This is a genomic window from Paenibacillus sp. 1001270B_150601_E10 (assembly GCF_015558675.1).
Classification (GTDB): Bacteria; Bacillota; Bacilli; order Paenibacillales; family Paenibacillaceae; genus Paenibacillus_B.
In genome coordinates this window covers 684,141-705,411 of sequence record NZ_JADMOL010000002.1, presented here as the reverse complement: position 1 = coordinate 705,411, position 21,271 = coordinate 684,141, and the positions used below count along the sequence as shown (strand labels likewise).

General features: G+C 46.6%; 19 protein-coding genes. 1 reads left to right on the top strand and 18 read right to left on the bottom strand.

All coding sequences use genetic code 11. From position 1 onward, the window contains the following. Window positions 1-302: 302 nt before the first annotated feature. The 7 genes from hslU to sucC form a co-directional block, all read right to left on the bottom strand. Complete coding sequence (gene hslU, locus I2H74_RS08165; RefSeq protein ID WP_195573145.1) at window positions 303-1,703, bottom strand: ATP-dependent protease ATPase subunit HslU; 1,401 nt, start codon at window positions 1,701-1,703, stop codon at window positions 303-305. 36 nt (window positions 1,704-1,739) lie between these two features. After that, window positions 1,740-2,282, bottom strand: a complete 543-nt coding sequence (hslV, locus tag I2H74_RS08160; RefSeq protein WP_195573143.1) for an ATP-dependent protease subunit HslV — start codon at window positions 2,280-2,282, stop codon at window positions 1,740-1,742. 71 nt (window positions 2,283-2,353) lie between these two features. Next, window positions 2,354-3,679 carry an FADH(2)-oxidizing methylenetetrahydrofolate--tRNA-(uracil(54)-C(5))-methyltransferase TrmFO gene (gene trmFO / locus I2H74_RS08155; RefSeq protein ID WP_195573140.1) on the bottom strand — a complete coding sequence of 442 codons (1,326 nt, stop codon included), beginning with the start codon at window positions 3,677-3,679 and terminating at the stop codon, window positions 2,354-2,356. A 67-nt stretch (window positions 3,680-3,746) separates the two neighbouring features. Next, entirely contained in the window at window positions 3,747-5,837 is a 2,091-nt protein-coding gene (topA, locus tag I2H74_RS08150; protein WP_195573138.1) for a type I DNA topoisomerase, read from the bottom strand. 24 nt (window positions 5,838-5,861) lie between these two features. Next, the gene (dprA, locus tag I2H74_RS08145) at window positions 5,862-6,983 is read right to left on the bottom strand and encodes a DNA-processing protein DprA (RefSeq protein WP_195573136.1); all 1,122 of its coding nucleotides are present in this window, start codon (window positions 6,981-6,983) and stop codon (window positions 5,862-5,864) included. 256 nt (window positions 6,984-7,239) lie between these two features. Beyond that, the gene (gene sucD / locus I2H74_RS08140) at window positions 7,240-8,178 is read right to left on the bottom strand and encodes a succinate--CoA ligase subunit alpha (protein ID WP_195573134.1); all 939 of its coding nucleotides are present in this window, start codon (window positions 8,176-8,178) and stop codon (window positions 7,240-7,242) included. A 27-nt stretch (window positions 8,179-8,205) separates the two neighbouring features. Then, on the bottom strand, window positions 8,206-9,363 hold the full coding sequence (gene sucC, locus I2H74_RS08135) for an ADP-forming succinate--CoA ligase subunit beta (protein ID WP_195573132.1): 1,158 nt from the start codon (window positions 9,361-9,363) through the stop codon (window positions 8,206-8,208). Window positions 9,364-9,883: 520 nt separating this feature from the next. On the opposite strand from sucC, the gene I2H74_RS08130 reads away from it, so the two are divergent. Then, window positions 9,884-11,446, top strand: a complete 1,563-nt coding sequence (locus I2H74_RS08130; RefSeq protein ID WP_195573130.1) for a YifB family Mg chelatase-like AAA ATPase — start codon at window positions 9,884-9,886, stop codon at window positions 11,444-11,446. A gap of 393 nt (window positions 11,447-11,839) precedes the next feature. On the opposite strand, the gene I2H74_RS08125 is transcribed toward I2H74_RS08130, so the two are convergent. The 11 genes from I2H74_RS08125 to I2H74_RS08075 all read right to left on the bottom strand — a co-directional run. Further along, a complete protein-coding gene (locus I2H74_RS08125) occupies window positions 11,840-12,271 on the bottom strand; it encodes a YraN family protein (RefSeq protein ID WP_195573128.1) in 432 nt (143 codons plus the stop codon). Window positions 12,272-12,350: 79 nt separating this feature from the next. Further along, window positions 12,351-12,671 (bottom strand): EscU/YscU/HrcU family type III secretion system export apparatus switch protein, encoded by a 321-nt coding sequence (locus I2H74_RS08120; protein WP_195573126.1) that lies wholly within the window; start codon window positions 12,669-12,671, stop codon window positions 12,351-12,353. Further along, entirely contained in the window at window positions 12,668-14,593 is a 1,926-nt protein-coding gene (locus I2H74_RS08115) for a DNA ligase (protein WP_195573124.1), read from the bottom strand. Before I2H74_RS08115 ends, I2H74_RS08120 begins: the two co-directional genes overlap by 4 nt. 134 nt (window positions 14,594-14,727) lie before the next feature. Next, a complete protein-coding gene (locus I2H74_RS08110; RefSeq protein WP_195573121.1) occupies window positions 14,728-15,120 on the bottom strand; it encodes a hypothetical protein in 393 nt (130 codons plus the stop codon). A gap of 229 nt (window positions 15,121-15,349) precedes the next feature. Beyond that, window positions 15,350-16,516: a dicarboxylate/amino acid:cation symporter gene (locus I2H74_RS08105; RefSeq protein ID WP_229106455.1), complete on the bottom strand. Its 1,167-nt coding sequence runs from the start codon at window positions 16,514-16,516 to the stop codon at window positions 15,350-15,352. Between the two features lie 369 nt (window positions 16,517-16,885). Beyond that, on the bottom strand, window positions 16,886-17,539 hold the full coding sequence (locus I2H74_RS08100) for a ribonuclease HII (RefSeq protein ID WP_195573117.1): 654 nt from the start codon (window positions 17,537-17,539) through the stop codon (window positions 16,886-16,888). A 213-nt stretch (window positions 17,540-17,752) separates the two neighbouring features. Continuing rightward, window positions 17,753-18,616, bottom strand: coding sequence for a ribosome biogenesis GTPase YlqF (gene ylqF / locus I2H74_RS08095; protein WP_195573115.1), 864 nt, complete (start codon window positions 18,614-18,616; stop codon window positions 17,753-17,755). 44 nt (window positions 18,617-18,660) lie between these two features. Then, window positions 18,661-19,284, bottom strand: a complete 624-nt coding sequence (lepB, locus tag I2H74_RS08090) for a signal peptidase I (protein WP_195573113.1) — start codon at window positions 19,282-19,284, stop codon at window positions 18,661-18,663. A gap of 125 nt (window positions 19,285-19,409) precedes the next feature. Next, window positions 19,410-19,751, bottom strand: coding sequence for a 50S ribosomal protein L19 (rplS, locus tag I2H74_RS08085; RefSeq protein ID WP_195573110.1), 342 nt, complete (start codon window positions 19,749-19,751; stop codon window positions 19,410-19,412). A gap of 195 nt (window positions 19,752-19,946) precedes the next feature. After that, complete coding sequence (locus I2H74_RS08080; protein WP_195573109.1) at window positions 19,947-20,156, bottom strand: hypothetical protein; 210 nt, start codon at window positions 20,154-20,156, stop codon at window positions 19,947-19,949. Window positions 20,157-20,609: 453 nt separating this feature from the next. Beyond that, window positions 20,610-21,271, bottom strand: a 662-nt coding sequence (locus I2H74_RS08075; RefSeq protein ID WP_229106453.1) for a helix-turn-helix transcriptional regulator, incomplete at its 5' end; no start/stop codon positions are given.

Here is a 21,271-nt window from a genome sequence, read left to right as displayed (position 1 = left end):
GTTCTACATGCTTCGAAATTCTCCTGCTTCATTCGACAAATTTCGTCAGTTTCATAATGGCAGTCATGAAGGTTTAAGGTTCATTTTGTCGTTTTAACCAAAATCTCCTTCATATTCGAGAATTTCACCCATCAAAATCCAACATTTTTCTCACCTATGGTATCTTTATCATCTTAAACTTTCTAGAAGAATACAATAAGAAAAAAGCCCTATCTTTTCAGCGAAAAGACTGGACTTTTTTAAAATTTAACCATTATATTACAGTTATTTAGTATTTATTTACAGATTATACTTTCTGTAAACTATAAAATATACTGACTTAAATCACGATCTTGAGAAATGTCTGCGAGTTTTTCTCTGACATACTCAGGCGTAATGGTGAATTGTGGCAAATTCAACTCAGGTGCTTCAAAGGAAAGATCCTCCAGTAGCTTCTCCATGATGGTATGAAGACGCCGCGCACCGATATTTTCCATATTTTGATTCACAGTCTGAGCAATTTTGGCAATTTCTTCAATCGCACCTGTTGAGAATTCCAATTCCAAGCCTTCCGTTCGCAATAGATCCACATATTGCTTCGTAATCGCATTCTCGGGCTCTGTTAAGATCGAGATGAAATCGCCAACAGAAAGACTCGTAAGCTCTACACGGATCGGGAAACGTCCTTGAAGCTCAGGAATGAGGTCTGATGGCTTCGCAATATGAAACGCACCTGCAGCAATAAACAGGACGTAATCAGTTTTGACCGGTCCATATTTGGTCATGATGGTGGATCCTTCAACAATAGGAAGAATGTCCCTTTGAACTCCTTCGCGAGATACATCAGGCCCAGATCCTCTAGTGCCAACGGCTATCTTATCGATCTCATCGATGAAAATAATACCAGATTGCTCTGCTCTTCGCACTGATTCTTGGATCACATCATCCATATCAATCAGCTTGCTAGCTTCTTCTTGTGTTAATACTTTACGCGCTTCCTTAATCGTTAGTTTACGCTTTTTCGTCCGCTTTGGCATGAGGCTTCCGAGCATTTCTTGCATATTGATGCCCATTTGGTCATTACCTTGCCCCGCAAACATGTCAAACATATTCGGAGTGGCTTCTTCAACATCGATCTCGACAATATCTTCTTCCAGCTTGCCGGAAAGCAGATCAAAGCGAACCTTGCGACGACGCTCCTGAAGATTGGCATCCTGCTCAGGCTCTTCTTTCGTATCGTCATTTTGATTATTGGAGCCAAACAGCATCTCAAACGGATTGCGCTGCTGCTTTGCACTCGAAGGAGACGGTACAAGCAGCTCTACTAGCCGCTCATTGGCCTGTTCTTCCGCTTTGTCCTGCACCTTTTCTGTGCGCTCAAGCTTCACCATACGGATAGAGGTCTCGATCAGATCGCGAACCATGGATTCCACATCACGACCTACGTATCCCACTTCTGTGAACTTTGTTGCTTCTACTTTTACAAATGGCGCCTTCACAAGCTTTGCAAGGCGTCTTGCAATCTCCGTCTTACCGACACCAGTAGGACCGATCATCAAGATATTTTTAGGAACGATCTCATCTTGAATCGACTCATCAAGCAAACTGCGGCGGTAGCGGTTCCGCAGTGCAACAGCAACTGACCGCTTCGCATTCTTTTGGCCTACAATGTATTTATCAAGTTCTGCAACAATTTGTCTAGGCGTCCAAGCTTGTTGACTCATCTTAATCCCTCCATATTTCACATGATTGGCGATCCATTAAAGCTCTTCTACAACCAAGTTATTATTCGTATATACGCAAATTTCAGATGCTACCTGCAACGAAGCCTCTGCCATTTCCTTCGCACTTAAGTTTTGCGCGTGGCGCTTCAGCGCTCTTGCTGCAGACAGCGCAAAGTTACCGCCTGAACCGATAGCAAGAATATCGTCATCCGGCTCGATGATTTCACCGCCGCCTGAGATCAGCAGCATGTGATTCGTATCCATGACGATCATGAGTGCTTCCAGCTTCTGAAGCACACGGTCTTTGCGCCATTCCTTGGCAAGCTCTACAGCCGCACGCTGCAGGTTGCCATGATGCTCTTCAAGCTTGCCCTCGAACTTTTCAAAAAGGGTAATCGCATCAGCAACGGAACCAGCAAAACCAGCAAGCACCTGCCCCCGATAGAGTCTGCGTACTTTCTTTGCATGCTGCTTCATCACTACACTGTTGCCAAAAGTAACTTGACCGTCTCCAGCAATGGCACCTCGACCATTATGTCGAATTGCACAGATCGTTGTTGCATGAAATTGCATTTCCATATGAGCCACACCCTCCTATAAAAAATGGAAAAGAAACAGCGGGTTTACCCGGCTGCTTCTTCAATACGTAATTAAGAGCTTTTCGTTGCACCAGATTCAATAAAGGCACGCAGCTCATCAATAGCACGCTGAGCGATTGCCTCATTTTTTTCCTTCTTATTGCGAATGCGCTTCTCTAACGGTGGGAACAAGCCAAAGTTAGCATTCATCGGTTGAAAATGCTTTGAATCCGCAGTCGTAATATAGTTTGCCATGCTTCCAAGCGTTGTTTCATGAGGGAACGTTATTGGATCTACTTCAAGTGCTGTGAGAGCAGCATTAACGCCCGCAATTAATCCAGATGCCGCTGATTCCACATAGCCCTCTACGCCTGTCATCTGACCAGCAAAGAATAAGCTGGAACGTCCACGCAGCTGATACGTTGGCTCAAGAAGCTTAGGTGAGTTAATGAACGTATTCCGGTGCATAACACCATAGCGAACAAACTCGGCATTCTCAAGACCAGGAATCATCTGAAATACACGCTTTTGCTCGCCCCACTTCAAATGCGTTTGGAAGCCGACAATGTTATAGAGCGTTCCCGCTGCGTTGTCTTGACGAAGCTGGATAACCGCAAAAGGCGTCTTTCCTGTTTTTGGATCAGGAAGTCCAACAGGCTTCATAGGTCCAAACAGAGCCGTCTGCTTACCGCGCTTCATCATCACTTCGATCGGCATGCAGCCTTCAAAGTAAATTTCTTTCTCAAATTCCTTGAGCTCGGCTGTTTCTGCCGTGATAAGAGCATCATAGAAGGCGTTGAACTCCTCTTCTGTCATCGGGCAGTTCAAATATGCAGCCTCTCCCTTATCATAGCGAGAAGCTAAATACACCTTATTCATATCTATGGTGTCTTTCTCCACAATAGGAGCAGCAGCATCATAAAAATAAAAATATTCTTCACCCATCAGCGCTTTAATCTGCTCAGACAAGTCTGGCGAGGTCAATGGACCCGTCGCTATAATCGTGATGCCCTCTTCTGGAATCTTTGTCATTTCCTCATGGCGAACCTCAACCAACGGATGGTTCTTCAATTGATCTGTTACCTCTTGAGAGAAGCCTTCTCGGTCAACGGCAAGAGCTCCGCCTGCTGGAACAGCATGTTTATCAGCAGCATACATGATGAGTGAGTTCATCATGCGCATCTCTTCCTTAAGCACACCTACTGCATTCGTCAGTCCATTTGCACGAAGACTGTTGCTGCACACCAGCTCAGCAAATTGATCCGTATGATGTGCAGGCGTCTTTCTAACAGGTCTCATTTCATATAAGGTTACAGGTACACCTCGCTCAGCGATTTGCCAAGCCGCCTCGCTCCCAGCAAGACCTGCACCAATGACAGTCACTCTAGGCTGATTCATCCTTGTGGTTCCCCCTCAATATCATACAAGTTACGGATAGCCAGCCTTCTGGTCGTGCTAGCCAATCTTATTCATCATCTTCTGCTTCATTCATTTCGTTATGATCACATTGCGTGCACTGCAGTTTGGTGCCTTGCTTGCTTCGCTTTTCAATCATGAGACTGCCGCAATTCGGACAAGGCTTCGTCGATGGTTTATCCCACATCACGTAATCACAAGTAGGATATTGATCGCAGCCGTAGAATATTCTACCTTTCTTGCTGCGACGTTCCACCAGCTTGCCTTCTTTACACTTCGGACAGGCAACGCCAGTATCCTTAACAATCGGACGCGTGTTACGGCAATCCGGAAAGCCAGAGCATGCCAAGAACTTGCCGAAGCGCCCCATTTTATAGACAAAGTGTCTTCCACACTTCTCACAGATCTCATCCGATACTTCATCTTCGATCTCGATCTCTTTCATCTCTTCTTCAGCAACCTCAAGACGCTTCTCAAAGGACTCATAGAAATGACCAAGCACTTGATGCCAGTCTTCAGTTCCCTCTTCTACATGGTCAAGATCGTCTTCCATATGAGCTGTAAACTCTACGTCTAATATCTCTGGGAAGAACTCCTCCATAAGCTGGATAACCAGCTCGCCAAGCTCTGTAGGGACAAACTTCTTCTCTTCGATCGCAACATATCCGCGCTTTTGGATCGTTTCCAAAGTCGGAGCATATGTACTTGGTCGACCAATACCGAGCTCCTCCATCGTCTTTACGAGCCTTGCTTCTGTATATCGCGGCGGTGGCTGCGTGAAATGCTGTTTCGGTTCAATCTCCTGCTGCTTTAGTGTATCCCCTACTGAAAGAGGCGGAAGCAGCTTGTCGCTTTCAACCGTACCATCATCATTACCCTCAACATATACCTTCATGAAACCTGGAAAACGGATTTTAGAGCCATTTGCACGGAATACGGCTTCTCCAGCCTTGAGATCGATGGTCATTGTGTCCATAACCGCTGATGTCATCTGGCTTGAAACAAATCGCTCCCATATCAGCTTATATAGGCGAAGCTGATCACGCGATAAGTAAGGCTTAACGGTCTCAGGATCTCTAAAAATCGAAGTTGGTCGAATCGCTTCATGCGCATCTTGTGCATTTGCCGCCTTCTTCGAGTACTGTCTTGGCGTCTCTGGAACAAAGTCGCTACCGTATTTCTCGTCAATATAGCCCTTTGCCTCTTCTTGAGCCGTTGGTGAGATTCTAGTAGAGTCGGTACGCATATAAGTAATCAAACCGACTGTACCTTCTTTTCCTAATTCGACACCCTCATACAGCTGCTGTGCAACGGACATGGTCTTCGATGCTCTGTAATTCAGCTTGCGCGCAGCCTCCTGCTGCATGGAACTCGTCGTAAAAGGAGGCGATGGATGACGCAGGCGCTCTTTTTCCTTTACTTCCTGCACCACGAAGTTTTGAGACTTGATCGCTTGAAGCACCTCTTCAACTTCAGCTTCCGATCCAAGTTCTTTTTTCGCGCCGTTTAAAGCATAGAACTTTGCATCAAAAGTCGCCTTCCCGCTTTCAAGCTGTGCGGTAATGGTCCAGTACTCTTCAGGAATGAATGCATTGATCTCGTTTTCGCGATCAATGATGAGCTTCACAGACACAGATTGTACGCGTCCAGCGGACAATCCCTTCTTTACTTTCTTCCACAGCAATGGGCTGATCTTGTAACCGACCAAACGGTCAAGGATACGTCTCGCTTGTTGAGCATGCACGAGGTCCATATTTATTTGACGCGGTGTCTTGAACGCATCCTTCACCGCTTGCTTCGTAATCTCGTTAAATACAACTCGACATTGTGCGTTCTCATCAAGATCCAGTACATGGGCAAGATGCCATGCAATCGCTTCTCCCTCGCGATCGGGGTCAGCTGCGAGATAAATTTTCTTTACTTTTTTGCTTGCATCCTTGAGTTCCTTCAGTACCGATCCTTTACCTCTAATCGTAATATACTTCGGCTCGAAGTTCTGTTCTACGTCTACCCCAATCTGACTTTTAGGTAGATCACGCACATGGCCCATAGATGCTTTCACAATATATTTACTGCCTAAATACTTGCCAATTGTCTTGGCCTTGGCAGGTGACTCTACAATCACTAGTGAATCCGCCATAGGCGTTCCTCCTCTCCAACAACCTTACGTCCATATCGATCCATACACGCCCCCTGGACGCTCCTGGATTCTATTGTGTAACTGTAAGGATAACAAAATATGATGTAGTTGCGCAAATGGCAACTCGGTTTTCATTAACAATTCATCAAACGTCATATCATCTGCTTCTAGTAAGTGTAAAACGCTTTGTTCCTGCTCAGATAACGGAACGGTTTCTGAATGATTCATGACCGTTTCATTATTGTCTGTTCGAGGCCGTGTTGTCAACTGACCTCTTATTTCCTTCATCACATGTTCGACCGATCCAACTGCAATCGCACCTTCTCGAATAAGTCTAAGCGTACCATCCGACTTCGGTGACGAGATAGGACCTGGCACTGCAAACACCTCTCTAGACAACTCGAGTGCAAGCCCTGCTGTAATCATAGCTCCACCGCGATCGGCGGACTCTACCACGACGGTACCTAAGGATAATCCAGCGATAATACGGTTGCGCCTCGGAAATAGCCCTGGATGCGAAGCTGTTCCTAACGGCGATTCTGAAATGACCAAGCCGGATTGTGCGATCTTGTGAGCTAACTGGTGATGCTCTGGCGGATAGACGTTCTGGCAAGGCGAGCCCAATACCGCAATTGTCGATCCCGAAGTGAGAGCGCCTTCATGAGCAGCCGCATCTATCCCTCGTGCAAGCCCGCTTACGACTGCCATTCCTTCTTCCGCGAGCTCCTTACCAAACCGATGTGCAACCTTGCGTCCATACGCTGTGCAGTGTCTTGTGCCTACAATGGCCATACAGGGCTGTTCAAGGACCTTCCAACTTCCCATTCCATACAACACCCAAGGAGGCTCAGGCGTCTCCTTCAAGTATGCTGGATATTCATCATCCATAAGCGTAATCCATTCTACACCCGAATTATACGTTGTCTCTAAAAAAAAGTTCAAGCGTTCAGCTGTAAAGCCTTGTGCAAGTCGACCTGCGACTGTAGGCTTAAAGCCAACGCTCTGCCAGTCAGCTGCACTGCGATCGAGCCAATCCTGCATACTTTCTAAGCCAATTAAGCTGCTGCATAGTTGAATCGTATGCCAGCCAATCCCCCGAATATGATGGAGTCCAACCAAACATTGTTTTACATTCCACGTGCTCATATCTTTTCCTCCTACGTCCACATATATAATAGAAGGAAAGCGTTTGAGATCGCTTCCCCTATTGTGCTTTACTCTTTCATAGATTGCAAGCGATTCCTTTTTAAAATGGCTACATTTCTCGTGACTCCCCTACTCTTCTGCTTTTAAAATAACGCTAGATTGCAGTCCTATATCTTCTTAGCAAAAGTAATCTATAAAATAAAAAAGCAACCTCTCAACAAATATGTCGAAAGGTTGCTTACCTTGAACGATATGATTATGCATGCTGATGGGTAATGCACTTCTCCAAAATTCCTTGCTCTTCCAAAACTTTAACCAGTGTTGAACCCATCTCAGAAGGTGTAGGCGCTACTTGAACGCCGCACTCCTGAAGCTTTGCAATCTTTTCTGCCGCTGTGCCTTTTCCACCGGAAATAATAGCTCCAGCATGGCCCATGCGCTTGCCTGGAGGAGCTGTTGCTCCGCCGATGAAGCCGACAACTGGCTTCTTCATGTTTGCTTTGATCCATTCTGCCGCTTCTTCCTCTGCCGTACCACCGATCTCACCAATCATGATAACGGCATAGGTGTCAGGATCTTCATTGAATTGGCTCAATACATCAATGAATTCCATTCCTTTTACAGGATCTCCGCCAATGCCTACAGCCGTAGATTGACCAATGCCGCGAGTGGATAATTGATGTACAGCTTCATAGGTCAATGTTCCACTGCGGGAGACGACTCCGACATGTCCTGGAGTATGGATATAACCCGGCATAATGCCGATCTTGCACTCGCCTGGTGTAATTACGCCCGGACAGTTAGGACCAACAAGAATCGTGCGCTTGCCTTCCATATAGCGCTTCACCTTAATCATGTCCATAACCGGAATGCCTTCCGTGATGCAGATAACGAGATCAAGATCTGCATCAACAGCTTCAATAATCGCATCCGCTGCAAATGGAGGAGCCACATAGATAACAGTCGCTGTAGCGCCTGTCGCTTGCTTCGCTTCAACAACCGTGTTGAAGATCGGCAAGGATACAAGCTTGCCGTTCTCAAGTGTAATGTCTACGGATTGACCGCCTTTGCCAGGTGTTACACCGCCAACCATCTGTGTGCCATAATCAAGTGCACCCTTCGCGTGGAACAATCCTGTTGCGCCCGTAATTCCTTGTGTAATGACCTTTGTATCTTTATTAATTAAGATGCTCATCGCATATTCATCTCCTCATTCGCCAGATTATTGAACCAATGCGACAATCTTTTGTGCGCCATCTGCCATGGAATCTGCTGATACAATGTTCAGACCTGATTCATTCAGGATGCGCTTGCCAATCTCAACATTCGTGCCTTCAAGGCGTACAACGAGAGGACGATCGAGTCCTACTTCCTTCGCTGCCTCTACAACACCGTTGGCAATCACATCACATCGCATAATTCCGCCGAAAATATTAACGAAGATGCCTTTTACGTTTTCATCAGACAAAATGATCTTGAAGGCTTCGGTTACTTTCTCAGTCGTAGCACCGCCGCCTACATCAAGGAAGTTGGCCGGCTCGCCGCCATAATATTTGATAATGTCCATTGTCGCCATTGCAAGACCCGCGCCATTAACCATGCAGCCAATGTTGCCATCAAGCGCAATATAGCTAAGGTCGTACTTGGATGCTTCAATTTCCTTCTCATCTTCCTCATCGAAATCACGAAGGGCTTGAATGTCCTTATGACGGAACAATGCGTTGGAATCAAAGTTCAGCTTTGCATCAAGCGCCATAACGTCGCCTTCGCCTGTAACAACAAGCGGGTTAATCTCAGCGATGGAGCAATCCTTGTCAACAAAAGCTTGATATAGGGACATCATCAGCTTCGCTGCTTTAACGAGCTCATTCGGAATATTAATTGCATATGCCAATCGACGCGCTTGGAACGTTTGAAGACCGATGGCAGGATCTACGATTTCTTTAATGATCTTCTCAGGTGTCTTTGCTGCTACCTCTTCAATCTCTGTTCCGCCTTCTTCAGAAGCCATCATCACGACGCGGCCTGTAGCACGGTCTACGACAAGACCAACGTAATATTCCTTGCGAATATCACAGCCTTGCTCTATAAGTAGACGCTTGATTTCCTTCCCTTCAGGACCCGTTTGGTGCGTAACAAGCACTTTGCCAAGAAGCTCCTGTGCATAGGCGCGAACCTCATCCACACTTTTCGCAACCTTCACTCCGCCCGCTTTACCGCGTCCGCCTGCGTGGATCTGCGCTTTAACCACAACAACAGGAGAACCAAGTTCCTCAGCTGCTGCTACGGCCTCGTCCACATTGTAAGCAACCTTACCATTTGGAACAACGACACCGTATTGTTTCAATACTTCCTTACCTTGATATTCATGGATATTCATTGCGCTTCCCCCTATCCGATCGTTAGCCTATTAAGGTAAACTGACGTGATGCTGGACGTTTCGCAATGCGCTGTAACTTACAAAATGCGACATAAAGTAACCGCTTCCGAAATACCTAAGCGAAATGGTTCGCCAAGTCGTTGCAGCCCTCAACGGCATTCGCAAATCAGCTGCGAGTCCAGTAGCCTGCAAATTGTGCAAGCTATGCTTGACAGAGTCGACGTGTGATGACAGATCGAACGGCGAAACTCGACATCAACTATCATCTTCACGGAAAATTAAACCAATCCGAAGACATTGTATCATGTTTATCGCTCCAAGAGACGCAATTAATTGGAAAATAAGTACATTTGTTTGATATGGGTTTCATCTCAATCTGAGATGATTCATTTCACTTGACGCGTTAATCCCCCATTTCATATAATCTTCTTAAAGTTTCATGTGATAGATAAGGAAGCACCTTTCTTCAACGTGATCACGCTTATCACCGTGACATTGTGAGAGAAGAGGTGTTATTTTTATGTATGGACGTGCGTTAAGCGCGAATGTATATGGGATTGACGGGAAGATGATTCAGATTGAAACGGATATTTCCCCGGGACTGCCCCAAGTAAGCCTGGTCGGTCTGCCTGACGCAGCCGTAAGAGAATCCATTGATCGCGTTCGAAGCGCCATCCGCAACTGCGGCTTCCTATTCCCGCTTGAGCGAATTACGATCAACCTTGCCCCAGCAGATCTACGCAAGGAAGGAGCCTCCTTTGATCTGGCGGTAGCCTTGTCTTTGCTTATGACTAGCGGCCAAGTCTATCCCGTGCCCTTTGAATCGATGCTCATCGTCGGCGAGCTGTCACTTGATGGATCCACCCGTTCGGTTCCCGGCATTTTGTCGATGGTCGATGAGGCGAAGAGGCAGGGAATTACGGATATCCTCGTTCCAAGGGGCAATATGGAAGAGGCCTCGCTTATTGAAGGGGTTTCTATATACGGCATTGCGAATCTAGCGGAACTGAAGCCTTGTTCAACGGAAGAGGATACACGATCAATGCTTGAAGCCCTGCGTTATCATAAAATGATGGATTCATCAGAAAGCAGTGCGCCTAACAGCGATATGTTCCTTGAGGATTATGCAGATGTAAGGGGACAAGCTCATGCTAAGCGGGCGATGACGATTGCCGCCGCAGGCATGCATAATGTACTACTCAGCGGACCGCCAGGCACCGGTAAGACCATGCTTATCCGTCGTCTCCCGACTATTTTGCCTCCTTTATCCGAGGAAGAGGCTCTTGAAGTGTCCAAGATCTATAGCGTATCGGGAAAATGGGAGCGTAATCGCAGCGGACTGCTGCGAACCCGTCCTTTTCGAAGTCCGCACCATTCGATCTCGCAGGCAGGATTGATTGGTGGCGGTTCGATTCCTAAGCCTGGCGAAGTCAGTCTCTCCCATCGCGGTGTGCTCTTTCTCGATGAGCTGCCAGAATTTCCACGTCAAGCGCTGGAGGTGCTTCGGCAGCCGCTTGAGGACCGTTTTGTCACGATAGGAAGAGCACGTGCAGTCTTTCAATTCCCTGCCCATCTGATGCTGGCCGCTTCCATGAACCCCTGTCCTTGTGGCTTCGATGGGGCCTCGCATCAAGTTTGCCGGTGCACGCCAGCGAGACTTGCTAGATATCGTTCTCGCCTGTCTGGCCCACTTCTTGATCGGATTGATCTTCAACTAGAAGTCCCAAGAGCTCCCGCACAAGAATGGGAGGGTCCAGCAATCGGATCATCTGACATGCGTCGTGATGTCTTGAAGGCGCATCACATTCAATCTGAGCGTTATAAAGAACTCCCTCTCCAGTTCAATAGCGAGCTAAGCGGATCATGGCTTCGCAAATTCTGTCCCCTGACTGAAGAGGCAAACAAGCTTCTTAGTTCGGTCTATGATCAGCTTGGCTTAAGCATTCGCGCACATGATCGGTTGCTTAAGCTGGCACGCACCATTGCTGATGTTGCACAAGAGGAAGTGATCGATATCCCTCATTTAGCAGAAGCGATTCGTTACCGCAGCATGGATCGAGCTCCTCGCACGGATTCTTACTAATTGGTAACGAGGAAACGGGTGCGCTGTTTATGATACCAATCACGTTTTTCCTGCCCTTGTGTATCATTCCATCTTAGAAGCTTTGCCCCTATTTGCATGGAAAAAAGGCCCTTCAATTTTCTTGCTAGAAATTGAAGGGCTTGCTCTATTGCATGTATATTCTCTATAACGATTAAGAATTGTTCCGCTTATCTGAATCATTTTCAACCGATATCGTAATGATTTCTTTCTCCCTCGTGAGATCTTTATGCTTCATTTTCAATAAAATCAGCCTATATGCTCTATAATTTGGGTGTATCTATGCTATATCTATTATTGTTCTCTTTTAAAGAAAAATTACGTGCGAAGCAGCTTCTAGATTTTTAAGTTTATCAATGCCTCGATTAACCCTTCTTAAAAGGCATGCTGAATGTAATCAATACTGAAAGAATCGCTCTCACCAACAGCTTCACCACCCAGAGTAACCAGTGCAGCATCACAACGAACCCTAGACTGTGCTAACCGCTTGAAGTAGAGGTATTGTGCAGCAACAGTCCTTACCTGCATTTGCTTTCTAGCATCAATGGCCTCTCTTGCAGTTCCGAATCTTGCACCTGTTACCGACCTGCTGCGAACTTCGATAAAGACGATCCAATCCCCATCCTGGGCAATTAGGTCGACTTCCCCTGCTTTGCAGCGCCAATTGCGCTCGATAACCGTCCACCCACACTTCTCCGTCACATAGCGGTAAACAGCTTCTTCTGCAAACCGTCCTTTCTCGACACGATTCTTCCTTGTGCGGGGCTTATGTCCATGATCATAATGAGCCTTTCGGGATGATCCCATGATACCTAAACCTCCTTCAGGTCCTTCTAATCCATGAATAAGCGGACATATCTTTGCTAACCTTTCAATGATACTATGTTCATTTCTCCGTCATCCAGCCTTTTGCTGCTCGCTGATCGGACCGATAAATGAAGGTGAGCACCTCTGCCACAAGATGATAAAGCTCGGCTGGGATTTGTTGGTCAAGATCAATCTTAGACAGCACTTCAACGAGTGATGCGTCCTCTTGAATAGGGACCCCATTCTCCTTCGCCAAATCTACGATTTGTTCGGCAACAAGCCCTTGGCCCTTAGCAACCACAACAGGTGCTATTTGCTGTTCCGGCTTATAGGAAAGGGCAACCGCACGCGCTCGTTTATGCTTACCCGCTTCGACTTCTTCCCTTTTTGTAGTTGTCATATCCGTACATCCACCCCTTTGTAAGGCGCAAGGGTGTAATCGTCGAGCGCTTGCTTTACCGGTGATTGAGCTGATTCCTCATCAATAGGCATCGTACGAAAAGCAGACAACTGATAGCCTATCTGACCCAAAGCTCCATCAATCTCTTCTCGATAAGGCTCAAGCCAATTTCTTACGTTCTCATCAGCGTGATGAATATTCAGCGCAACCATTTTCTCCACGACATTTACATCTACAACCGTTCTCCCAAGCGCACGCAAATCGAGATCAAACCATAATCGGCAGTTCGCAGCGTCAAGCTCCCCTTTCTTTCCTTGACGAGCTTGAATATGAACAGCAGCCGTCTGCTCGCCATCTGGCGTAACTAACGGAACAAACAAGCTGATATGAGCGAATGGCAGACTACGATCACTGCTTAACAGAAGCTGCTGGCCGGTAATATGGGATACGATCGATTGAGCCGCCTCACGAACACTTGACGGAAGGGCGTCGCTTTGCAGCAGCTGAAGCAAAGTGCTTTTAATCGTTTCCACACCTTGCTCCGGCGAAGTGCTGTTCATCGCCGTTTGAAGGCTGTTCACAGCATTAGGCGGCATCGATGCTTGCTGATGAAGAGGCTCTGGAATCCGTGTGATCGTAGACTGCGAAGCTTGAACGGACGTTTGGTTCGCTCCAATCGAACGCGCACCAGAAGCATCAGCATCTGCTCTTGCTTCACCATGAGCAGCAGTTGTAGTTGCCTGACTTGGAAAAGATTTCACTATTTCTATTCGCACCTGATGCTCATGGTTAACGCCCAACGCTTGAAGCAGCTTGCCGACCCATGAAGAGGCATGCTCTCCGCTTATGGCTTGTCCTTGCCCACGTGTTGTTTGTGAAGCAGCTGTTTCCAAAGAGCCTTTTTGCTGTGTATTCGAAGCTTGCATCGTATCTTCAGCGGAGCTTGCCAACGGACGATTAATAGATTCGGTCCCTAATACACCGCTATCTTTCGTTGCATTCAAGTTTTGAAGCGGCGAACTCGAAGCCGAAAGGCTGGTACGTTGGCCTTCTGCCTGATTACCTCCAGTTGAAGAAAGCAGTGGCTGTGACAAGTTCTCCTGCTTCCCCATAGGTTGGCTGACTGCCTCTCTTGGCACCTGCCCCGCAGCAAGCGCTGTCCCAGGTTGACGCAAAGCGCTCATGCTCTCCACGGATGAATCGCCAACCGCTGAGGGCATCGCACTAAGCAGCGTCTGAATCAGCTGCTGGGCCTGCTGCATAGGACTTTGAACAATCGCCTGCGCATTCGTAGATGTAGTTCCAATTCCGCCGTTTGAAGGAGACGGCATCAGTGCCTGCGCTGACTTCGTAGCTTGCAAAAACTGCTGCAGCAGCTGATGGAGCGGCTTGCCGTGCATAATTTGCTGCAACCCCCGCAGAGACTCTGCCGTAAGAGGCAATTGACGCTTAAGGGCGACCATCGCTGTCTGCATCCACTCCTCAAGCGATTTGCCTGCGGGCACCATGGTCATGGCCTTCGTCAGCTTTGCGACCACCTCTGGCGTAATGTCCACTCCACTGCGCTTTAATTCTGCAAACAAAGACCTTACCCATGGCTCATCTGGCAAGCCGGACATCTTAATGGCATCGGCTACGCTTAATGAAGCCTGACTCCTATTCTCGCCTGTAGGCTTCAAGAGAATCATTCCATCCTGTTGTTGGCCTTGTACTTGAAGCAGCATCGATTGACCTGGCTTAAGCGGCGATTCCAAGACCGCCTTTACCGGGACACCATTGATTTGAACAACCGCTTCCTGACTGCCCTCCTCGGCCTGCAGCACGACTCCTCTTACAACCTGCCCTTGCTTCAACTCCAAGGCACGAACATCGCCTGGCTTTGCCTCTCCGATCATCCCCCGTACCATACTTGTAATGTTCAATGTCTATTCCCCCGAACCGTGACGTTTCTATACTTTGTTTATCGGCCAACTGGAACAGAGTTTGAACCGAAGAAACGAAGAAAAGGGCTTATTCCCTTTTTTATTGAATATCGAATTACCAGCACGAACAACGATTATGGCTGGAACTTGCATAGACTCAACATGAAGGCAAAGCCGCTTGCCACACTAAAAAAGATCATATGAAAGGAACTTAACATGAGCTGATGAAAAAACGTCCCTCCAAAAGGAAGATATGCATGCGTATATGGCAGTATGGATACAATCAAGCACGGAAGAAAGACTAGAAAGAACATCGGCTTATTCAGCGGCCTTCTTCGCTTTAATCCCCCTAGCAAGACGAGATAGGCACCCGACCAAAAGGCGACAAGCCATGTCCCTGCGATTCCATAAATACTTTCATTTGTCTGCTGAGACAATAGCTTGCTGAAGCTTAATACTTCATTATTGACCCAAATCATCAGAACAGCTCCGATCAACCAGAGCAGTTTGGACAGTACATTTGGCATGTTTCTCTCTCCTAACCTGCAATTTCTCTACTTGATACACTTCTTCATTCGACACAAATATTCCTATATTGACATTTAAAAATCAATGCGTTCGCACATGTTCATTAATCACGAAATGATGTATGCCTCGCTCCTGTATATTGCTGGTCCAGCTTTTGTCCCGTTCTACTGACAGTACAGCCCCAATAAAAAAAGACACCCCTCTACAGAAGTGCCTTATCGCATTCAACTAACTCTGGTGATCCATCTGTCTATTGCCAAATGATCGATTTTTGATCGCATGCAGCATCTGGGCGATCGCACCATCCCCAGTCACATTGGCAGCCGTCCCAAAGCTATCCTGTGCAACATACATCGCAATCGCTAAGCTGATCATGGCTTCGTCGAAGCCAAGCATCGTTTGAAATAATCCGAGGGTTGCCATTACCCCTCCACCAGGGACACTCGGCGCAGCGATCATCGTTACGCCAAGCATGAGAATGAACGGAATCAATTGCGACCATGTCAGTGCTTCACCATGAAGCAGAAGGATCACGGAAGCAACGGATGTCAGCGTAATCGCAGACCCCGCGATATGAATGGTTGCACAAAGGGGTACTGCAAAGTCGGCAATGTCTTCATCCGTTCCAAGCTTCTTCACCTGCTTTAGCGTAATGGGTATTGTTGCAGCTGAGGACTGTGTTCCAAGAGCCGTCATATAGGCTGGAATCATCGTTTTCATCATCTTAAACGGGTTTTTTCTATTCATTGCACCGGCAACCGAATATTGCAGGATAAGCATGATAACATGCATAAGTAGGATCGCAGCAAAAACCTTAATAAAAACTTGAAGAATTAGCGCGACAGCTCCTGCTTGCGTCATATTCATAAAGATTCCCATTATGTGAAACGGAAGCATCGGAATGATAACAACGGAGATGACCTTGCTAATGATTGATTTGAATTCAAGGGATATGTTCATTAGCTGATCGGCCTTAGTAGAGGCAATACCAATACCAAGCAAGAAGGCAAACAGCAAAGCAGTCATTACATTAAAAATAGGCGGCATCTCTATCGTAAAATAACTTTTTAACAGAGAATCACCGGGGTTGCCGACCTCGTTAAGCAGAGAAGGCGACAGCAGCGTCTGGAATCCTGTTTTTGCAACGAATAGGGCGAGCATTCCGGCTGCACAAGTTGACACATACACAATGAAGGTCGTGGCTCCAAGCAGTTTGCCCGCTCCTTTTCCCAATTCCCCGATGCCAGGAATAATAAACGCCATAATGATCAAAGGGATACAAAAAGCAAGGAAGCTGCCAAAAATGTCATTGAAGGTTGAAAAAATGCGAATGAACCACGCAGGTGCAGCAGCTCCTATGCCTCCCCCCAGCGCGATCGCGATTATAATTCTCATAAACAAGCCCACTTTTCTCATGTTGTCTTACCCTTTCTCGTCTCTAGCGGACAATTCATAGTCAATGTCCCTTCATAAAGGACATATGTATTCTTTAGGAGAACAAAAACTATATTAGCATGCTGAGCCTGCTAGTCCTAGAAGTAATTTCTGTCAGCACATAAGAGCATCCATTTTTTTTATCTTTCGCTTCCGTATTACGCTAAACAAAAAAAGCGCCAGGAGTGATTTCCTAGCGCTCTTACGTCCTATTCGCATCTATTCCAAGCTCTCAATCTTTCAAAGAGCTTCATACTCTGATGCTGTAAGGTTTATCAAATATGAGATTCATAATGATTGTCTCCATCTTGTCAGCCTAATTCTACTGTTTCAAAACAAAGTAGGCTCCGGCTCAGCCAGCAGCTTTATTAAAAAGGAGCGCCGATGCATTGGCGTTGGACCATGTACAGCGATTGCTTCTCGGTGGATCTTCGTTCCGTACCCTTTATGTACCGCAATTCCGTATTCAGGGTAAAGAGGATCCCACTCCTCTACACACAATCTATCGCGTGTTACTTTCGCGATAATGGAGGCACAAGCGATGGACTGACTCGTTGCATCCCCTTTTATGATCGAATGCTGCATGATTGGGAGATCAATCTTCTCCGCATCGACAAATAATAGATCTGGCACAGGTTCAAGCTGTTCAACCGCCTGCTTCATTGCAATTCTAGTTGCTTGCTTGATATTTAGCTTGTCAATCGTAGATGCATCAATCCGGGCAACACTCCATGCGATCGCATGCTCCACGATCTGATCGTACAACTGATCCCGCTTCTTTTCCGTCAGCTTCTTCGAATCGTTGACACCATCAAGAATAAGTCCCTTTGGCATAATCACAGCTGCCGCTACAACATCCCCAAATAAGCAGCCTCTTCCTACTTCATCGATACCCGCTATTGCTTCGTATCCTTGCTCCCAGTGGTCTCTTTCCCACTGAAGCAAATCTACTTCTACCTGGTCCTTATTGCTACCTCTCCCCATGCTATAAGCCTCCCAAGGTTCCCTTTACATGAAAAAACCTCTATCGTCCGCGCATCGAAGAACTTACGACTGCGGTTAGAGGTTGGTTCGATGCCCTATACACTTCTTGCTCCATTCAAAATGAATCAGAGCATGCATCATGCGGCAAAACAACCGCCTTCCTTCTTAGAACGAGCGGCTGCATTTCTTAAACGTGTTCATTGCCAATTAGTGTTACGGTGTCTCGAAAGTAATTCGTCCAAGCTTGCCGCTGCGAAGCTCTCGAAGAATAATGCCTGAGGCCTTCTCCAGATCCACTCTGCCGCCGCTTACAAGACAGCCCCGACGTCGTCCGATGTCCTCCATTATGGAAACGACGGCATTCGGGTCTTCATCAAGATGAGGAGGCAGTTCGTCAATCTCAAAGCGCGTTTTGACTTGGTCTTCGTAATGAGTCGCCAAGTAACGAAGCGCATAAAACGCAATATCCTCAACATTAAGAATCTGATCCTTAATCGCTCCCGTAGCAGCCAATCGATAGCCGACCATCTGATCCTCGAACCTCGGCCACAAGATCCCAGGTGTGTCGAGCAGTTCCAGCTCATCGCCTACACGAATCCACTGCTGTCCTTTTGTCACACCAGGACGATCGCCTGTTGCAGCCACTTGTCGGCCTGCCAATTTGTTAATAAGCGTGGACTTGCCGACATTCGGAATACCGACGATAAGCGCGCGCACAGCACGCGGCTTCATGCCCTTTGCCATCTGCTTCGCGAACTTCTCTTCCAGAAGCTTGCGGGCTTCTATCGTAATGCTTGATACATTGGTTCCGGTAGACGCATCAATTGCAATGGCCTTATGCCCTTCTTTTTGAAGGAACTCTAGCCACTTTGCAGTCATTGCCGGATCCGCAAGATCCGATTTATTAAGCAGAATAAGCCTCGGCTTGTTGCCGAGAATCTCATCGATCATCGGATTGCGGCTAGACAACGGAAGCCTTGCATCCAGCAGCTCAATCGTCACATCAATCAGCTTCAGCTTCTCTTGAATCTGTCTCCTCGCTCTGGTCATATGGCCAGGAAACCATTGAATTGCCACAGCCATCACCTCCCGTTATGCTTTTCTTGCTGTCATGTATTCGATCAGTGATGCTTCACGATCTGAATATTTTTAATAGGCCAGAATATAACATCCGCCCGTCCAATGACATCTTCTAACGAAATGAATCCTAACGCACGGCTGTCCGTGCTGTTGTTGCGATGATCCCCTAACACAAAAATGTGCCCTTCTGGCACTTTTGTCTCGGTCTGCATCTCATTCGGGTAATCCCGATCGTTGTACAATTCGCCTCTAGCATGCGCTTCATCCAGTGCTTCCTTCAGGTAAGGCTCATCAATCTTCTCGCCATTGACGAAGAGGTCATCGCCTTTGTACTCGATCGTGTCTCCCGCTACCCCGATCACGCGCTTAATCAAATCACGATTCTCCTGCGGAACATGGAATACAACAACTTCTCCTCGCTCTGGCTCTCGGAAATTGTAAAGAACCTTGTTCACGATAAGGCGCTCACCTGTCCAGAAGTTCGGCTCCATGGATGGCCCATCCACGATAAAGGGTGCAAATAACAGCCACCGAACGACGACGACAAGTACGACTGCAACGGCGATGGCTTTTACCCATTCTAGCAGCTCATTTTTATTGCTTCGCGTCTGTTTTTCAGAGGATCCCGCACTGCTTGAATTGCTTACTTGGCTTTCATTGTCCATAAGCCTGCCTCGCCTTCTTCCTAGGATGTGTATTTATCCAGATCTATACTCATGCTAATAGACTAAACGATTTTGCCCAATATAGCAAAAGGGGCTTGCGCAATCTGCAAGCCCCCGGTGTTTCATTAACGGATTTCTTTGATTCTCGCTGCTTTACCGCGAAGATTACGAAGATAATAAAGCTTCGCACGACGCACTTTACCACGGCGAGCCACTTCGATTTTATCGATTTTTGGCGAGTGAATCGGGAATGTACGCTCAACACCTACACCGTAGGAAATTTTACGAACAGTAAACGTTTCACTGATACCGCCACCACGACGCTTGATAACAACACCTTCGAAAAGCTGGATACGCTCACGAGATCCCTCGATAACTTTTACATAAACTTTCAAAGTATCACCAGGACGGAAGCTTGGTACATCTTTACGAAGTTGTTCTTGCGTAATCGCTTGTACGATATTCATCTAGGACTCCCTCCTTCCACACAGGTGTTCGTACATCTCAGAATGCGTCCATAATGCGCAATCGTCATTGTATGTAGAGGACCACCGTATTCCACACAACGAAGGTTATTGTATCATAGCCATGATAGAAACACAAGAAATATTTCTTATAAATGAGCGCAAAAGGCACTCACCAATCAGCATCCCGCTTCTATGCTACTCATACAACGCTTCTTTTAATTTTGTTGCCATTTTTGACTTTTGTCGAGCCTGCGCTAGTGACTTTCGAAGCTGTGTATTTTGCTTTTGCAGCTGCTCTATCTCCACAAGCAAGTCTTCCATCAGTGCTTTCGATTCTTCTGTGAGTCCAGCTTCAACACTTTTGATTCGTGCGAGCCAGGATTCCGTTGTGAGTTGATTATCCATGCTATTCCCTCGATATAACATTAATTAGTATAGACCACATTATACCTTAGCAATCAAAAAAGAGAAAATATTTGATCCGCATCCTGTCTTCGTTTTTCATCTTTTTTCAGAAAACTAGCATTTTCAAAAGATATATGATATAATGTTTTACGTTACGAACGAATCACCCTCTATGATTGTTCCTCAAAGAAAAGAATAAGTTTTCTCCTCATATTCTTAGTCTAATCCCATTTATTGAAACTAGACGTATTGGTAATACTGATTCACTGGCGCGGTCAAGGAGCCGCAAGGACGAAAGAGAGGCAGGGCTTTTGTTGTTTTAGGAAACCAAATATGAACACCGCATTATTCTTAAGGCAGGAACAACACGCGGTCGACGCTTAACCAAGGAAGCTCCATTTGTTTAGGCATCGATCGCTTTTTTAATGCCGTTATAAGCTCATTATGATGCCCTCATCCATTCTGTATCATTTTAGATGCCATATAGGCAGTAGGGCTGAACCCCGTATATTCTTTGAATATCCTCGAAAAATAATAGGCATCCATCCCAATCCGCTCCGCAATCTCATTCACATGCAAAGTATTGCCCAGCAGCAGCTGCTTCGCATGCTCAAGCTTCATATGATTCATATACTGAATCGGCGATTCCCCCATATGCTCTTTAAAATATGTAATAAAATAATTCGGATGCAGATGGAGCTGCTGCGCAAGCTCCTGTATGGTCAGCCGCTTATCCAAGTTCTCCGCCATGTACGATAGAATGATATTAAGCTTATCCAGATCTTTGGAACGAAGTTGAATACGCTCAAGACCTGTTGCTTGAAAATAGATATGGAGCAGCTCAAGCAATGCTGCATGCTTGCGAATCGGACTGATCCACGATCGCTCCAAATGGCATTCCCTTAATGTGCTCATCAAGCCTCGCGCATGCTCATAAGCCGTTGACGAAAGTTTAAGTACAACAGGGGTATCGATCAACTGAAATATAGGCCTGTCACCTACGATTGCCGTAAAATGCACCCAATACTTCAAATACGTTTGGGCGCTTATGGTTGTATAAGACTGCTTCACCTTAGCTGGCATCAGCACTATGTCGCAAGCTCTAGGATAATAGC

Bases quoted from the DNA above. Each gene is read 5' to 3' on its own strand.
- lepB (WP_195573113.1), bottom strand. From the start codon at position 19,284: ATGGACAATGAAAGCCAAGTAAGCAATTCAAGCAGTGCGGGATCCTCT.
- hslV (WP_195573143.1), bottom strand. From the start codon at position 2,282: ATGGAAATGCAATTTCATGCAACAACGATCTGTGCAATTCGACATAAT.
- I2H74_RS08080 (WP_195573109.1), bottom strand. From the start codon at position 20,156: ATGGATAATCAACTCACAACGGAATCCTGGCTCGCACGAATCAAAAGT.
- I2H74_RS08130 (WP_195573130.1), top strand. From the start codon at position 9,884: ATGTATGGACGTGCGTTAAGCGCGAATGTATATGGGATTGACGGGAAG.
- sucD (WP_195573134.1), bottom strand. From the start codon at position 8,178: ATGAGCATCTTAATTAATAAAGATACAAAGGTCATTACACAAGGAATT.
- topA (WP_195573138.1), bottom strand. From the start codon at position 5,837: ATGGCGGATTCACTAGTGATTGTAGAGTCACCTGCCAAGGCCAAGACA.
- I2H74_RS08110 (WP_195573121.1), bottom strand. From the start codon at position 15,120: ATGCCAAATGTACTGTCCAAACTGCTCTGGTTGATCGGAGCTGTTCTG.
- I2H74_RS08100 (WP_195573117.1), bottom strand. From the start codon at position 17,539: ATGGGGAGAGGTAGCAATAAGGACCAGGTAGAAGTAGATTTGCTTCAG.
- trmFO (WP_195573140.1), bottom strand. From the start codon at position 3,679: ATGAATCAGCCTAGAGTGACTGTCATTGGTGCAGGTCTTGCTGGGAGC.
- I2H74_RS08125 (WP_195573128.1), bottom strand. From the start codon at position 12,271: ATGGGATCATCCCGAAAGGCTCATTATGATCATGGACATAAGCCCCGC.
- sucC (WP_195573132.1), bottom strand. From the start codon at position 9,363: ATGAATATCCATGAATATCAAGGTAAGGAAGTATTGAAACAATACGGT.
- hslU (WP_195573145.1), bottom strand. From the start codon at position 1,703: ATGAGTCAACAAGCTTGGACGCCTAGACAAATTGTTGCAGAACTTGAT.
- dprA (WP_195573136.1), bottom strand. From the start codon at position 6,983: ATGAGCACGTGGAATGTAAAACAATGTTTGGTTGGACTCCATCATATT.
- rplS (WP_195573110.1), bottom strand. From the start codon at position 19,751: ATGAATATCGTACAAGCGATTACGCAAGAACAACTTCGTAAAGATGTA.
- I2H74_RS08120 (WP_195573126.1), bottom strand. From the start codon at position 12,671: ATGACAACTACAAAAAGGGAAGAAGTCGAAGCGGGTAAGCATAAACGA.
- I2H74_RS08105 (WP_229106455.1), bottom strand. From the start codon at position 16,516: ATGAGAATTATAATCGCGATCGCGCTGGGGGGAGGCATAGGAGCTGCT.